At 37.8% G+C, this 17,200-nt stretch carries 13 protein-coding genes; 3 read left to right on the plus strand and 10 right to left on the minus strand.

Features of this window, described 5'->3' with window-relative positions:
• Window positions 1–381: 381 nt before the first annotated feature.
• From ACTRWI_RS11620 to ACTRWI_RS11665, 10 genes are all read right to left on the minus strand, one after another.
• On the minus strand, window positions 382–1,608 hold the full coding sequence (locus tag ACTRWI_RS11620) for a type II secretion system F family protein (RefSeq protein ID WP_499131528.1): 1,227 nt from the start codon (window positions 1,606–1,608) through the stop codon (window positions 382–384).
• 183 nt (window positions 1,609–1,791) lie between these two features.
• Window positions 1,792–2,916: a hypothetical protein gene (locus ACTRWI_RS11625; RefSeq protein WP_499131530.1), complete on the minus strand. Its 1,125-nt coding sequence runs from the start codon at window positions 2,914–2,916 to the stop codon at window positions 1,792–1,794.
• A complete protein-coding gene (locus ACTRWI_RS11630) occupies window positions 2,900–3,589 on the minus strand; it encodes a type II secretion system protein (RefSeq protein WP_499131532.1) in 690 nt (229 codons plus the stop codon). Before ACTRWI_RS11630 ends, ACTRWI_RS11625 begins: the two co-directional genes overlap by 17 nt.
• Window positions 3,590–3,599: 10 nt before the next feature.
• Complete coding sequence (locus ACTRWI_RS11635; protein WP_499131534.1) at window positions 3,600–5,132, minus strand: hypothetical protein; 1,533 nt, start codon at window positions 5,130–5,132, stop codon at window positions 3,600–3,602.
• A gap of 1 nt (window position 5,133) precedes the next feature.
• A complete protein-coding gene (locus ACTRWI_RS11640; protein ID WP_499131535.1) occupies window positions 5,134–6,297 on the minus strand; it encodes a hypothetical protein in 1,164 nt (387 codons plus the stop codon).
• Window positions 6,298–6,309: 12 nt separating this feature from the next.
• Window positions 6,310–7,683 (minus strand): GspE/PulE family protein, encoded by a 1,374-nt coding sequence (locus ACTRWI_RS11645; RefSeq protein WP_499131537.1) that lies wholly within the window; start codon window positions 7,681–7,683, stop codon window positions 6,310–6,312.
• Window positions 7,684–7,789: 106 nt separating this feature from the next.
• Complete coding sequence (locus ACTRWI_RS11650) at window positions 7,790–8,221, minus strand: hypothetical protein (RefSeq protein ID WP_499131538.1); 432 nt, start codon at window positions 8,219–8,221, stop codon at window positions 7,790–7,792.
• 39 nt (window positions 8,222–8,260) lie between these two features.
• A complete protein-coding gene (locus ACTRWI_RS11655; protein ID WP_499131540.1) occupies window positions 8,261–9,259 on the minus strand; it encodes a pilus assembly FimT family protein in 999 nt (332 codons plus the stop codon).
• A 1,594-nt stretch (window positions 9,260–10,853) separates the two neighbouring features.
• Window positions 10,854–12,416, minus strand: a complete 1,563-nt coding sequence (locus ACTRWI_RS11660; RefSeq protein ID WP_499131542.1) for a methyl-accepting chemotaxis protein — start codon at window positions 12,414–12,416, stop codon at window positions 10,854–10,856.
• A gap of 276 nt (window positions 12,417–12,692) precedes the next feature.
• Window positions 12,693–12,902, minus strand: coding sequence for an Lrp/AsnC ligand binding domain-containing protein (locus ACTRWI_RS11665; RefSeq protein ID WP_499131544.1), 210 nt, complete (start codon window positions 12,900–12,902; stop codon window positions 12,693–12,695).
• A gap of 50 nt (window positions 12,903–12,952) precedes the next feature.
• Here ACTRWI_RS11665 and ACTRWI_RS11670 point away from each other — a divergent pair, with 50 nt between their 5' ends.
• The 3 genes from ACTRWI_RS11670 to ACTRWI_RS11680 all read left to right on the plus strand — a co-directional run bounded on the left by ACTRWI_RS11670 (window position 12,953) and on the right by ACTRWI_RS11680 (window position 17,047).
• Window positions 12,953–13,450 carry a hypothetical protein gene (locus ACTRWI_RS11670; RefSeq protein ID WP_499131546.1) on the plus strand — a complete coding sequence of 166 codons (498 nt, stop codon included), beginning with the start codon at window positions 12,953–12,955 and terminating at the stop codon, window positions 13,448–13,450.
• A 503-nt stretch (window positions 13,451–13,953) separates the two neighbouring features.
• Window positions 13,954–14,253: a hypothetical protein gene (locus ACTRWI_RS11675; RefSeq protein ID WP_499131549.1), complete on the plus strand. Its 300-nt coding sequence runs from the start codon at window positions 13,954–13,956 to the stop codon at window positions 14,251–14,253.
• A gap of 37 nt (window positions 14,254–14,290) precedes the next feature.
• Window positions 14,291–17,047, plus strand: a complete 2,757-nt coding sequence (locus ACTRWI_RS11680; RefSeq protein ID WP_499131551.1) for an immune inhibitor A domain-containing protein — start codon at window positions 14,291–14,293, stop codon at window positions 17,045–17,047.
• Window positions 17,048–17,200 lie beyond the last annotated feature (153 nt).

A 17,200-nucleotide genomic window follows, 5' to 3' on the forward strand; every position in this document is an offset into this window, starting at 1 on the left:
TACGTCTTCGGCTCGATGACAAATAGAACTGTAATGTTGGCAGCGGAATTGGAGGTCAACAGGTTAAAAACAGCCCCATAAACCCAACAAAGCGTGAACCGGCGTTGGAAAATACGCTTTACCATCAAAACAGTTGTGATTGATAAATGACTGGAAAACGAGACGTACCACAATTGTTTTGGATGCATTACTTCCACTAGCTTATCGTTCCTCATCACCCCAAAAGCTAGAAGAGACGCGGTATATTCAGGCTCTATTTTACTATTTCTAGTTAGTTGTTTTATAGAAAGGTTTCAACATCAGCCGACAAACTTAATTGAATGTAGCAAACCAGACCGTAAGCTTTGGATTGAGTTCCATCAATTCTCGTAGCGAAGTCTATCAAAACTTGGATATAGCCATTAATATTCCATCAAATTGAGGAATAACAATAGACAGTATTACTGGTGTAGCAAAAATATAAATCATAAGATCACCAATAAGCCCGCTGAAGCCTGCGAAGGTCTTCAGTTGTTCCACAACAGATGATTCAATGCTTGTACCTATATTGTATAAACACTTTATTAACGAGTCTCTACCGCCTTTTTCGCTCCTTAATATAGCAACATGTATACCTTTTAAAAGCTGAGCTTGTTCAAACGCATCACCGATAGTCATATAACTATTTTGTACTGTGTCTTTAAAAATGGATAACTTTTTTAATAAAAATTTGTCCGTAGTTTGCTCATAAACCAAACTGATAGCCTCTGCCTCTGATAACCCACAACTAAGTGAAATATGAATATTTTTTATTAAAGAAGCGACTTCAAGTTTATAAATTAAAGAGCCACTATATGGTAATTTATACCAAATCATCCGTGTAAAAACGCCATAACTGTGTAATTTTGCCAAGCACAACTTGTGGCAACAAAGACTTACAATCAATAAAAGTGGAACATATTCCACAATATAAGTAGTGAAATTCTCAACAAAGTGGAATACCATCTTACTCCTTTCCGGTATGTTGTCATAATTATTACCACTGATATTTAACATGACTTTTTTCTGTAGGGGAGATAGATACCCTATCATCACAGCCATTGTGATACTTAAAATAATCAACATCATGAACGGATAAATAGAAAGCGATATCCATTGCCCTCTGATCTTACGTATTGTTTTATATTGTTTTATAATTTCCGGCAGCATTTGTTCTAATCTTCCCGAATACATTGCTGCTGATATTGCTGATGCCAATCTTTTATTAACACCGGCTTTAAATAAAGCAACAGAAATATCGTTGCCTTTAGATAAAAGAGAAGCCCCTAGCGATGCAGAATACCTTATTCCCGTGCTCAATCTTTCATCATCTGATACATACTGTAAGGCCTCACCAAATGCTAGACCATAAGTAACATAGGCGAACACCTCTTCAGTAAATTTCATGCTGTCTGATAACGAAAGATTATTGCTAAAAGATAAAGAATAATCTTTCCTTATATTTAATAATACATACCCTTTTGATTCTATTTTCTGGATTGCTGACTCTTTAGAATTAGCGAAAACAGAGCCGGTGATTTTGTTATCGAAGTCCGATATTGCTTTGTATTTAAATAAATTCTCTTTCATTTAAGGTACCAACTATTGGTAAAAATTATTAAATATCACACTATTTAACAATATCATTCAATTCCTTAACATGATATATCTAATATCAAGTTAAGGAATGAATTAAAGATAAGTTATAATAAAATTCATTATCACTATTAATGGAGATAGTGAATTTTTTAAATTGCTATGAAGCCATTTTAGTTACCTGATTCTTATTGAAGTACTCTCAGCCTTAGCAGAATATTTACCAACCGATGCGGTGCCACTTATCGTATATCTACCACCGTGTTGGCCACGGAATCTTGCTGTAAAATTCAATGTCTGTGTCTCACTATCACAAAATCCACGTGTCCAAGTTAAATCATAATATCCACTCCATTGTTCATCTAACGTGTATTGCGCTCGGCAAAAGTCGAGATCGGGATCAGGAGGGGACAATTTAATAACTGCATACACATCGCTCCATGCTGAGAAACGCAGACTCAATTGGGATTTTTTACTCTCACTTACATAAAACGAAATATTTTCTGTGTCAATTACGACACCTGAGTTATTTTCTGCAATAACTGAAAGAGTATAATTTCCTAATAGCGGAGGTAATGAAGGAGTAAATTCAAAATTTTCCTCACCCATCAGATTTTTAAAATTGATATTACCGCTTTGAATAGTTGTACCATTACTATCTTTTATAATCTTCCAATTTAGTCTCGTTTTTGATGGCTGGTAACTTGAGTCGATATATAAAATTGAACCATTAACTACGATCTGGGAGGTCCGGTCAAACGAAAGTTTGTTTAATTTCAGAGTCAATCTGGGGTCTATACTCCCACTTACATAAAATGGAATACTTACTGTGTTACTTTCAAAACCGGAATTATTTTCTGCAGTAGCTGAAAGTGTATAATCTCCTGATAACGAAGGTAGAGAAGGACTAAATTCAAAATCACTCTCACCAATCAAATTTTCAAAATTGATATTTCCTCTTTTAATAATTGTATCATTACTATCTTTTATAATTTCCCAATTTAGACTGATGTTTGATGTCTGGTGACTTGAGTCGTTATATAAAATTGAACCATCAACTTCCAGCTGGGAGGTCTGGTCAAACTCAAGCTGGTTTAAAAAAAAACTTTTGATAAAGAATATTATATCTGGGTCTTGAGTGTCTCCATCGATATTACGATTATTCAAGCTAATCGCTTCTTCTATCTTAGATATTTCTATCTTTGAATGTTTGTATAACACTAAATTAAATTCGGCCTGTTCTGCATGTGAAATGAACGTTATAAAAAAGAGTGATAAAAGAAGTTTACGTAAAATCATCATCACCTCCTGGTTCTCCGTCAACCCCTACAGAACCACACACATTATTCTGAACCACAAATTTATTACCCCAACTGTCGTAGGTGTCTATTGGGTCAATAAACTTAACGCCTAAATTATTGTCATAAAGTTGACTGACGTCTGTTAATTTTGGATTTACTTGCATTTGATTATAGGCATCTAATGCTGATTGACAAATTTTTATCTTATTCTTTGTTTTGAACCTATCGGTAGTAAGTATCATATAATCAGTAAAAGCGTAGTATTCATCATCACCAAGAATGGTAATTTTTACGTTTGAAGTTACGCTATCAAAAGTACCGTTAAAGCCTTTTTTTATAACGGCAACCACGACATCTTTTTCAACAACCTCACTATTGTATTCGATGCTGATGAGCTGATCAGACATAGATGATATCAAAACCATGTCATTATCAAACTCATCTTTCCCCCAATTATTGTTGACACCAACCGATGGTGTTTTAAGTTCACCCAGTTCGGACGGAAAACCTCCCGTTCTGTTATAGTGTTCTATGATCGAAGTCCTAATTAGCTCGATATTGTTAATTTCCTTTTGAACTTTGATTGTATCAAAATAATAATCAGACATCTGCAACTGTTGAGATGAGATAAAGCCCATAATAACAAGTGAAATCATTAATGCTGGAAAATGCATACGGGTTCCGTTACTTAGCCTTTGTGATATGTTGGACTCTTTCTTCACTAGGAAAATCGACTCTTGCAACAATTAGAGTATCAGAAAAGTTACGCTCATTTTTAGACATTCCAAGTAATGTTTTATCCATAATACTGAATTCTTTTGGCATGCCGGAACCTAAAACATCCACATCCATACTTTTATCCCCACTGATTAAACTGTAACTCCCATTGAATAAAATCACTCGCGCATTGAATTTAGATACAGATTTAAGGGGTTTCTGTAAAGTAACGACATTGGTATCCACAGGACGAGAAGGTTCATAAAATTGACGAGACCATTTAACCGTGTCTGTTGTATAAACACTACTGTTTGAATAATTGATATTCAAATGAACTATTCTGTTTAGATAATCAATTTTAGGTGTTAACGTTATGTATCTACCAGCTTCATCTTCAAGGTATTCTGGTCTACCTTCCTGTAGAGTGACAGAGTTAACATTACTGTTTGTGCTCGAGTCTCGTGTCACCTCACCGGGCAACCAATAGCCTATCTGGCGAATATTACTAATCTCACTTGTTATTCCATTAAAGATGTTGATACTCGGTGAGGCTACCGAGTTTAATATCTTTACCTTTTCAAGGGCTGAAAATGCTGTGTCAATGGATGTAGCCGTACCCAATTCAGGGTTTCCTGAAAAAAGTTTGTTCCACGATGCACTTAACGTTTTATCAGCGGCGCCGATGTCTGAGCCTGCAAAAGCCGTTAAACCGTCTATAACCACCGTTGCATTAGCGCCCATTTCTTTTATAGCTTGATTATTCATCTTGTAAATCTTCATTCTTAACCACGCTGAAGAAGTCGATTCATTGATAATCTTTTCAATAATATTTCCAAACCTTCTAATGCTGTTTGGTTTCGCTGTTATACTAAAAGTACCCGTCAACTCGTCAATAAAAATTTTAGAATCTACGCCGAGCAGACTACCCAAATTATTTTTTACATTTGAGTACACATTGACATTATCGCTTTCTATATTGGTAAACTTTCCCTCAAGTCTAATGTAGTCTCTTACCGTCAATATACCATCTTTTATCTCTATATCTATATTCAGAGATTTTTCAATTGCTTTAACTACTGATTTTATGTCATTATTCAGCTTTATGTGTCTCACTTGGCTATCTAAAAGTGTTTCGGAATCTCCGACTAGCTCATAAACCACACCCTTATTAAGGATCAACGAGAGGGATTCTACTGCATCTTGTAATGAAGACTGCCTGAGCTCGAAATTAATATTTTTTGTGTCCGTGTTTATTTCATTCAGATCATTATTTTCCGTAAGCAGCCTATAGGTGATTCTAAAACGATTTTTATGGAAATTATTATCTTTAAAAATCGAATATTCATCATTTAACACACTTGTCATATTTTTTTTTGACATCAATTTTGTGTCAACGAAATAGTCATCTGGATAAACCTCACTGTTGGAGCAACCAGAACAAAGCAAAGATACTATAGATATTAATAGTATGGACCTGCATTTATTAGTTATATGTTTCATCTTATATTGCTACTCTGTACACTTGTTCTGTTGATTTATCATCTATCGTAAGGATATCAAAGCTTTCGAGCTTTAATGTTAGATAGCTATTGAACTTAATTGTATGACCAACACCTAACCTAAGTAGCTTTGTTTGATTTTTATGTTGTACCTTAATAATTGCAACATCATCAATGATCATCTTTAGCTCAATTTTAAGATCGCGAGTAGTTGTGTTATAAACATTCAGACTTTTCTTGCTATCTAACTTATCTGTGTCTGATATATTTTCAAATTGCTTGAAGAACAAAGCCAACAAATTTTCGTGGTTTTTTTTCGTATTAATACTATTGAACTCTATTGCTGATTTCAGCTCACCTACAGAAGTCTGAAATTTACTTACTTCGAATTTAGTTAACTTGGTTACTTCATCTATTTTCTCTAGTCGGCCTTGTAAAACCCTATCGCTATCAGATAATTTTCCATCGATTGAGTTTTCAAAATTTCTTATTTTAATCTCAAGCTCATTTTTTATAATATATGTATTGTAAGCCGAGACTGATGCAAAAATTGAAATAACTAAGAAAAATATTAAATTTAGATCAAATTGTTTGTTTAAGGCATTCGTTACTTGACATATTCTACTAAATGACTTCAATTTTTCATACTTATTATTTATAAAAAGTAGCTCATCGTTTATCTTAATTTTTTCTATGTCAAGTGATTCAATCATAATGTCCGATAGTATGATAGACGACTCATTATTAGACAGATTAAACTTTATCAACCTCTTTATATAGATCTCAGCATCATAAACATTGTCACCAACCTTATTATATTGTCTCAAAAATCCGTCTTTAATTGTAACGACACAAGAATAGGCGTGTAAGTATACGATACAGACACAGTCTCTATATTGTTGAGCTATTTTTTTTCCAATACTGAAAACAGGGGTCAAGTTCCTATTTTCAGTAAAATCTACCGAGCACCTCAAATCTAACTCGATAATTTGCAACTCTTTATCATTAAGGTATACAATTGAATGCTTTTCATAAAAGCCATACTCTTCTATTTTCTTTCTTATTAAACTGTTTAACTCCTTTTTAGACATCCCATCTGGTCTTTTTATTATGTGAGATTTGTAACCATCAGGAATTAAAACAAGAGTATTTCTATCAATCTTCATGAATAAAACCATCTAACCTATTTTAATATCATATTCAAGTTTCAATTCATTGCCAGTATTTACGAGCTCCTGAAATATGGCAAGTGTCAGGTTACTATTAAAGGAATTCAAATTGTCCACACCAAGTTCAATAAGTCTGTTATTTATTGTGCTTAAACTATTTGTATGAAGCGTACAAAACACCAAATGACCAGTGTTAGCAGCTTCTATCGCTCTTGCTGCCGTCTCACTATCACGAATTTCACCAATTAGAATAATATCAGGGGCTTGACGTAGGGAAGCCCTAATCGTTTTTGCAAATGTCTGACCAGACCGTTCGTTTACCTGAACTTGGTTAAAATCCTTACGCCTAATCTCAACTGGATCTTCAATAGTGATTATGTTATTGCTTCTAGGGTTGAACTCATCCAGCATAGCATACAAGGTGGTTGTCTTGCCTGAACCTGTCGAACCAACAATTAACACAATACCTTTTTTACCAGCTATACTTTTCATGATTGAAATTTCGGATGCATTATCAAAACCCAGTTTAGAGAGTTTGGTTTTGTTGCTGTTATTAAGAACACGAATTACCATCTGACGGCCTTGAACATTAGTAATCGTACTAACCCTTAATTGAATATTATAAGCATCATTGAATATCGATTTATTCAAAGATCCATCTTGATGGCCAAACAAAGCAGAAGCGTCCATACCCGATTCTAGCTGGATAGACCTTATTATTGATTGTATGTAGCTTGTTTTCAGTGAAACTCTATATTGCTTAACTTTGTTCTTTATAAAATATACACAAGATGTACTATCATTATTTTCGGTTCTAAATATTATGTCTGAGGCAGAATCTTGAATGGCCCATGTTGTAATTAATGATATAACCTCTTTGATTCTTTCATTAAAGACCTCTCCGTTTTTTGAAAATTCTTTTATCTGATTTTTAAATTGAACATTCAGGTCGTATTTTTTAAATCTCAGTTTTTCAAGTTGCATTCTTGTGATGGCATAGAATTTGCTGATATAACCAATGTTTTTATAATATTGCCTTGTTTTCTCAAGTGCGTCTAAGTCATAGACATTTGATGTGTATATTATGACCTTGTTTTTATCAAATCTTGAAATGATTTGGTTTCTTGCCATAGAAGTCTGAATTGATAAATCATTAGAGACAGTCAATTGAAGTTCAGGCTTCCTTTCGAAACCTACAAAGTAATCATTTTCCTTTATAAAATACTCAATGACTTCTTCTTCAGGTTTAATTTCATACTTAATCAACACATCAATGATGTTTTTTTTTTCAATTTCTGAAATGTCTTTTAACATCTCATACTCTTGTTTAGTAATTAGTTTTCCTTCTTTTATTTTTCCCTCGAATTGTGGTGTGTAATACATGCTATATCCTACGTCGATTATGAGATAACCTTGCAAAACAGTTTCAAAGAAGAATTCATTTCAATCTTTCATTAAAACTGTGCTAGTAAATAAATCATTTAACTTTTCATCGTTCACTAGCAAAGTTTCGCAAACCACTTTCTGATATAATTTTAACTATCATTTGTTCATCTACAGCATTGCTTGTTTTAATTCTCAAGTAAAACATGGGGTAGCCATCAACAACAACTCTGTGCACCTTGATGGTTAGCTCCGAATATTCATTGAACACGGATACTGGAATTGGTTTTACTATGTTTAATTTAATGGCGTCATCAAGATAGTCGCCATCCAAGTTTGAGTCCTCTATGCCCGAAAAAGATTCGTATCTATATGCTGACACTGTGTTTGAGAGATCGACTATATATTTAGACAGTGTCTCTAACTTGGCTTTGTCAACAGCAGGCCACAGGTTAGTGCTAATAACTGCTGATATTATTGTAGTTATCACAACAGAAATTAGCAGCTGTGGGAGCGAGTACCCTTTTCCTTTTTTCATTGTGGAATTTGGATTATATGGGCGCATTAGATTTTTGTATTAGCCATCGCCATTGCTACCCAAGATAACGGTAGACTGATTTTGACCGGCCGTTGTGGTCACACTTTGCGGCACTTCACTTTTAAATTGAGAAATAAACTTCTGATCGTGCCATTCGTTCATACCGCTTTCCAATGATTCGTTATATGACAGACCTCTATCAACTAGGTAAATATGTATATAACATTTATCAGCACCCTCTTCATTACAACTATCATCATAATGCACTTTACCAGCTGAAACACCGTCTCCACCATCGATTTTGCTATCAAGAGCTTTGCCCAGGAGTGCAATTTTTTGCATACCGCTTGGATTAGGAACGATTGTACTAGGTTTATGACCAGAAAGTAGATTATCATCAAAATCCGATTGAACAAAAGTAACACCATCTACTACACTCACAACATCACTAACCTTTTTCAATACAACATATTCACTGGTTTTTTTATCACCCGGAGCTCCCTTTATAGCGACAGCAAATGTTGCATTTGAATCAGGATTGTCACCTGGCAATGCCGGAAAGACACTATCCCATGTTGCAAAATCGGCGGCTAATATATAGTCATCACCTTTAACCACTTGTTCAAAACCGGTATCTTCTATTGTTGCAAGTTCATAACCATTTGAACCTGTATATCTTGGATACAGATCTAGAGATAAAGCATACTGGTGATTACCATTATTTGCATCTGCACCCTTCCATGTACTACGAATCGCATAAGTCACTTCTCTTCCTGTGTCTGGGATTAATTCTTGCAGGAGCTTCCGGTGGGTATCCGTTAAATAAGTTGTACGACCGGAATCACTTGCGAGGACGACGTTCACAGCTTCTGAAATCCGATCGACCGTTTCGATTTCGGCAGTAATTCTTGATTTGTCAACAGCTGACCAGTAATTGGTTGTCGCAACACCAGTTAGTACAGCCCCAACAGCGGTTGCTGTTAGCATTTGTGGTAAAGAATAACCTTTTTGCTTCTTTTTAACGTTATTGAACATCATTGCTTAACTCCTTTTCTTAGGTCAAATAAACTTAAGCTCTAACTAGCAAGCAATCAATTAAGCAACATTAAGCAACATTAAGCCAATTTAGCTTACATTTACTTGCAATGCATCAAGGGCGATTACAAAGTATACTTTATTAATCTTCAAATGTTATGGACTCCATCAGTGTATATTCAAATAAAAATGCCCTATACAAATTATAAAAACTCTTACTTGTTAAGCTTTCGTTACCATCAATCAATATTTGCATGGCTTATCTACCAATCTAAATTTTAATCACTGGAAAATAAAGCTAATCTAAGTACTAAGATTAATTCATACAAGCTTGTTTCTCGAAATTTTGAAACACATTATTCAAGCAGACCAGTAATTAAAATTTAGCTTTTTAACCAATTTTTTAAATTTGAGTAGTTTTTATGACTTGTTGTCAAAAACCATATTTGCGCCGCTTGCGCCGTAATCGACTACATAGACTGCTCTTATTAAAACAATTTATGTTTGTAATCACTGCAAAAGAGAATTACGTATTCGTTTTTTTTCTCTCTAATAGATAATTTTCGCCCTATTTCTGATAATAAGTGCGACATTTATTGATAGTTGTATAAGAGTAAACAAACTAATGAAAGTAGTACGCTCTTTTCGCCAAATAAACAGCATTACTACCATGTAGTATCAGTAGTTGATATACGGAAAAAGATACAATATTTCTGCTCTATTGGATCCGTAAATTTCAGTTTCTGAAATATCTAAAACCGTTCAGTACCATCGCTATGTGGTGTATTGGGAGCTTAACCGCGGCAGCAAAAAATTAGTCATTATTGTCCAACCGAAGCTCAGGTATTCTCAATCAAAAACACACATCAGAGTGTAAATACAGAATACCAAATGAGCGTGTTGATTTTATCCGCCTCCTTTTCGAAGCGGATTGGAGTCTATTGCATATTTCCAGAGTATTAGCGAGAGTCGGTACCGCTTTAAGCCATGAGTAGATCTACCGATTTGTTGCGCGGGATAAACGCTTGGGAGCCAATTTATATTACCACTCGAGGTAAGATCACAAGCGTTATTGACGCGGTAGAAAAGAGAAAGCGCTGGCGAACAAGATTGCTGTTTCTATCGATGATAGGCCAAGCATCATCGACTGTAAGGAGTGATTGGTGATTGAGCAATTGACACCGCATTCTTTAAACATGGCACTGGTGCCATAATGACAATTTTAGAGCGTACAACACGATTTTACGTGGTCAAGAAATTATCATCGAAGTCGGCAGATGACGTCACCAAAAACACTATAGACCTACTCATGCCTTATGAGGAGCACGTGCATACCATTACGGCAGATAACGGGAGATAGTTTGCAGACCATGATACCATCGGAAAAAGCGTTGGATACAGGTGAAATGTTGTCGATCTCACCCTGGATGAGGAGGCGATGGCCAAGTGTTTTTTACAAGAACTCTCTTTACGCTTTCATGCTCATTACGTTTATCTTGTACAGCAGTCAACAAAAAGCCTCACTAAATACTGAGGCTTAAAGATACATTTTATTCAAGTTTGACATTTTTAATAGATATTAAAACTTAATTCGTCGCTACCTTTCTTCAAAACGTTTAGCTAACTGATAGAACTCGTTTACTTGTCCTTTAAGTTCTGTCGAATGATCCTTTACTGAATGAGTAGCAACTAAATTCTGTTCTGCAGTCGATGCGATAGATTGCATGTGAAGATTCACCTCACTCGACAGTGTGCGTTGCTTATGGGCTGAGTTTTCTACCGACTGCATCAACTCGTTCATAGATTGCATCAAGTTTTCAACTTCAGATAAACGCTCTGCGCTCACCTTAGCCACATCACCGCACGCATCGGTCTGCTCTTTGTTCGCCAGAATATCTTTCTGCCACCCTTCAATGGTTATGAGCATGATTTCGATGCTCTCTTTTATTTGTACTGTTGCGTTCGAGGTACGCCCTGACAGCGCACGTACTTCATCAGCCACTACGGCAAAGCCTCGGCCTTGCTCACCCGCTCTCGCCGCTTCTATTGCTGCGTTGAGCGCCAGCAGGTTGGTTTGCTCCGCGATGCCACCAATCTCTTCCATTATCTTACTAACACTTTGCGCTTGATCGCTCAGTTGGTAAGTAGTTTGTGTCGCTTTCTCAGCTTGTAAGGCTAGATTCTCAAGATTTCTGTGAGTTTGGTTAATGCTCTCTTTAGCACCAGCACACGTCTCTAGAGTCACATCGACAATCTGATGCGCTTCTTCTGTACGAGACGAGACTTCATTCGCCGTTAATTCAACCTCTTCGGTAGCCTCATGTACTTGCAGAATGTCTTTTGTTTGCTGATCTAGCGCTTCAGACACTTCAAATGACGTAGCATTAAGGTTATCAGCCAAATCTTGTAATGGCTTCGCTGAATCTGTCATTCGGCCTAGTACAGTACGTATGCGAGCAGACAACAGTTTTAAGTGGAAATCAGCCACAGAAAACTTGCTGTTTCCTGAATAAACAAGGCGACTCACACTGTCGAACTTTGATTGCAGTTTTTTCAACTGTAGAGGAGTATCGATGAGTTCTTGGCGGAACAACAGCGCAAGAGCAGAAACAGGTAATAGGCTCAAAAGCCATTGGGACACTTGCCCTACTTCGACAAGGTTTGAAATCAGTGGTGCAGCAAGCGAGCCCAGCAACACAGCATAACGAACACTATCACTTAACTGCAGCGACCATTGACGACCAGATTTTTCAGCCTTCAATAAACCTTGGTATGCTTTATCGGCAACTTGTACCCATTCGTTTTTAGGCTTTACACGTACAGATTGGTAACCACTCACCTTTCCATTATCGTAAATTGGCGTGACATAAGCATCTACCCAGTAAAAACCACCGGATTTAGTTTTGTTTTTTACGATACCACGCCACGCTTTACCTTGCTTAAGGCTCAACCACATATCGGCAAAAGCAGCCTTAGGCATATCATCATGCCTCACAATATTGTGGTGTTGCCCTAGCAATTCTTGTTGGCTGTACTCTGCGATACGACAAAAAGCATCATTACTGTAAGTAATCACGCCTTTAAGGTCCGTCGTTGACACAAGTTGTTCGTGCTCGCTGAGTAACGTTTCACGAGATGGAGAAGATGAACTGACAATCATTGTTATTAACTTTTGTTAATTATTATTTTAGGCGAGGAATATATACAACTATTAAACTTATGACAAAATGTGAACGTCACATTTTGTGTAAATACCTGCTATTTATACGAATTTAAGCTAGTTGGCTCACATATATGTCAGTTACTGTTGATTCTCCTTCTCTTATCATGACTCTTCTAACTTCACTTCAGTGCTGAATTTCACCGTTCTCATAGATGCTGAAGTGTGGAACTTACGAATGTTAAGATCTTTGCGTAGTACTCGCTCAACGAAATCCTAGTAGGCCTGGATGTCTTTAACAGTCACAATAAGCATAAAATTATAGATACCTGAGATCTGATAACACTGTGTAACTTCTGCAACCTTCGAAATAGAATGGCTAACAATTTGATAAATATCGCCCCTATCTCGCTCCATTTCGACAGACACGACCAAAGTCATCTTATGACCAGCAAGCTCAGGGTTGATAATAGATACATCGCACACGATTACCTCCTCCTATCTCAAACGTTTTACACGCTTTAAACACGCAGGCGGTGAGAGTCGGTGGCAGGTTAGTACTGGCATGGCTACTGAATATCGGTTGGGCTATCGAACAGCTGAAAAACTTTGCAGTGATATTCATGGTCATCTCTGACCTATTGCTGTTACTTAAAACGCTGAAGGTTCTTGGTATAGAGAAGCTCATGAACATGTTGCGACCATTTCTGAGACTACTAGGCATTAGCAAAGATTCTACGAATCTAACCATCATTGGTATCACACTAGGCCTTTCATTTGGTGGCGGTCTATTGATAAATGAAGCAAAGAAAGAGCATATCTCCGCAAGAGATGAATTTACCGCAATCATGTTGCTCAACCTACTTCACAGCTTAATTAAAGATACCTTGCTGATTGGCGCCGATTTCTACTCCATATTTTGGGGAAGGATCGTGTTCTCTATTCTCATCGTTGCTTTGATATCAAACGCCATTAAACGCATGAATCCGACGATTTGTGAGCGTTACTTTTATCGGGATGTTTCGCAATCATGAGCGTAGAACTTTCATCTTAAAACGCATGACAAAAGAGCCGACTGCAAGGCTCTTTTAACCGTCGAAGAAATAATTTTCAATAGCATTTCGTTAACACTCCCCCTTCTCAAACTCACCAATTCCTGATAACTCACCTAAATACTGATATTTTTGGTAAAAATATTTCACATTGCCGAATTAACCAAATGGTCAATTATTAAATTCACTCTTTATTAAACCGCAATAACGTCCGTAACTATATCATTATCTCCCACCCCTTATATCACTTAGCATACATTGATTACCCCTTATTCCACTGTTGTTATTTGATATTAAATTAATCAGTTATAAATGCACAAAAAACGCTTAAAAAACTGACAATTAAATAAATAGTAAGGCCTTTTCAATATTAACTCTTAATGTTGAAAACGGAACGGACAATGACTTGTAAAGAATATTTATTTGATCGGTTAATTTTATAAATATATTTTGTTACATAATAAAAGCTAATGGCTCTACTATTTATGCCTCTGAAAACAATGACCTTAATGGTTCTTTTATTTACCTCACTGTCACAGGCTTCCACTATTGAGAATGATGAATCATTACTTAATTCATTGATAGAAAGAGGCGTTATTTGTCCTGGCTTAAGTTATGAGGACAACCAAGAGGCTTTGCGTATCTATTTCAATGCAAAAGCCCAAAAGAGCCACCAGTTTAATTCAAAAAAATATAGCGAGATAGAAAACAAACGTCAGGAAAATAAAACACCAACAGAGTGTATAAAACCAAATCGGACAATCGATCCAAATAAGGCTAGTTGATACAAACATCGACATGGAAAAATAAAAAGGAAATACAATGAAAATAATGAGACAAACATTGCTCGCTTCAGCAATGCTTACTCTATTCAGCGTCAGTAGCTATGCCAAAACACCGATAGATCTTGGTGTTGTTAATGAAGATAAGTTAATAGAAATGTTAGTAAGACAAGGCTTAGTTGACCAAGATGCAACCGACGCGGTAAAGCAGGATGCACTAGACCGTTACCTAAAAAATAAGCTTAACTCTGGTTTTAAAGGTGATGCTCAATTCGGCAAAAAAGCCATGGAGCTGAGAGCCAAGATTCTCAAGGCCATCGAAAAAGAATCCGGCGTTAAAAAAGCGAGTGTTTTTGCACTTGAAGTCGGTACTAAGCGTACCGACAAAGTGCTCGCGCTGCTTGTCGACTTTCCCGACTTAAACTGGGATGACAACAGGTTAACCAAAGAGCACACCCAAATGCTCTACGAGAGCTACAATCCTGAACACTACCAAGAGCTGTTGTTTTCAGACACAGGCTATACTGGACCAAATGGCGAAAACTTGATCTCAATGCGCCAGTATTATCAAAGTGAATCGGGCGACAGTTACAGTGTGGCTGGTCAGGCAGCAGGTTGGTATCGTGCTTCTAAACCTGCCGCTTTCTATGGTGGTAACTCCCCGACCACAGACAATGATCTGAACGCCCAAGAGCTGGTTCGTGAAGCCCTTGACCAGTTAGCTCAAGATCCTAGTATCAACCTTGCTAATTACGACATTGAAGATCGTTACGATTACGATGGCGACGGAAATTTCCGTGAGCCAGATGGCGTAATTGATCACCTAATGGTGTTCCATGCCTCTGTAGGTGAAGAAGCCGGTGGCGGTGTGTTAGGTCCTAATGCAATTTGGTCTCACCGATTCAACCTTGGACGCACACATGTGCTAGAAGGCACCTCGAGCTCGCTTCCAGACCGTTTTAATGGCCAGTACGCAGCATTTGATTACACGATTCAACCGATAGATGCCGCAGCCGGTGTTTGTGCGCACGAATATGGCCATGACTTAGGTCTGCCAGACGAGTACGACACGCAATACACAGGCAAAGGTGAGCCAGTCTCTTATTGGTCAATTATGTCTTCAGGCAGTTGGGCTGGTCAAATCGGGGGGACACAACCGACTGCATTCAGCTCGTGGGCAAAACACTTCTTACAAAAGTCGATTGGTGGTCGCTGGATTAACGATGATCAAATCTCAATTGATGACCTGGAAGACAATCCACAAATTTACACCTTGTTCCAGACGACAGATAACGACCGTCCGAACATGATTAAGGTCGACCTTCCAGAGAAACAAATCGAAGGTTTGAAACCGTTCGAGGGTGAGTACTCGTTCCACTCTCAAAAAGGCGACGACCTGAAAAATAGCATGAGTCGTAAGTTGGAAATCCCGGCTGGCGACTCTGCAATACTTTCCTTCAAAGCTTGGTACCAAATCGAGAAAGACTATGACTTTGCTCGTGTCCTTGTGAACGGACAAGCCATCGCAGGCAACATCACATCTATGGATGACCCCTACAATACAGGCCTAGTTCCAGCAGTTGGTGGCGAGTCTGATGGTTGGATTGATGCTGAGTTTGATGTTTCTCAATGGGCAGGCCAAGAAATCGAGCTGTCGTTCGAGTACATCACCGATGGCGGCTTAGCCATGGAAGGTTTCTACCTAGACAACCTTAGCCTTGTTGTTGACGGTGACATGGTTGCGATAGATGACGGCGAAGATAACACTAGCTTTGCACTTAATGGCTTCAAATTGAGCAATGGCTTCCATCAGGCTCAACAATACTACCTACTGCAATGGCGTAGTCATATGGACGTGGATAAAGGACTGGCGAATATCAAGCGCATGGGTCAACTTATGTCGTTCGATCCAGGCCTTATCATTTGGTATGTCGATGAGTCACTCACTGATAACTGGGTAGGCAAACACCCGGGTGAAGGCTGGTTGGGTGTAGTCGATGCAGACCAAAATGCCATGATTTGGCAAAACTCCGGAAAAGTCGCTCAAACACGCTATCAAGTTCGTGATGCTGCCTTCTCACTGAAAGACCATACTCCAATGCGCCTTGTGAACAGTGACAATGATGTGCTTCAGGACACAAGCCTACTGGGTACAGCAAGCTTCTCTGATGACCAAGACTACACATCACCACAAGCTCCTGATTCAGGCCGTATTTTGACTAAATTTGGTTTGGTAGTAGACATTGTTAACCAGAGCGCTGACAACGAATATGGTGTGGTACGTCTATCGAAAGTAAGCCAACACAACATTGCACCAAAAGCGAACTTCGAACTCAATACAGATGGATTGAGCGTCTCAGCTCGTAACTTAAGTTCGGATCAAGATGGCGAAATCATCAGCTACCTATGGAACTTCGGCAACGGCGTTACAAGCAGTGAAGTCGCGCCAACGTGGACATACCAAGAAGCCGGCGAATACACCGTCAGCTTAACAGTAGTCGACGACAAAGGTGCTAATGCATCGTTTATCTCAATCGTTAATGTTGATGTTCCAAACGCGCTTCCTGAAGCAAGTGCGAAGTACATTCACTTAGGTCGTTGGGTCACCATGTGGTCAACAAGCTCAGACAGTGATGGTCGAATTGTCGATACAGAGTGGACTTTACCAAATGGAAAAGTGAAACGAGGTCGTACATTCACTTCTATCTTCCCTTCATACGAAAAGCATGAAGTGAAGCTAAGAATCATCGATGACCAAGGCGGGATCACGACTAAGACCATTATGGTCGACCTATAAGTCGCTTCTAGCTCAAATCATTGAAATAAGTACGTAGACAATAACGTGCGTACTGATAAACCAACTTAAGTACTGTTGTCTGTGGCATGAGTCAGGACTGCAGTTTTAAGAAAACGTTATTATTTAAGCCGTAAGCAAAAGCCCTACCGTCAT

This window comes from Pseudoalteromonas sp. G5_S1_14_S5 (genome assembly GCF_054968605.1).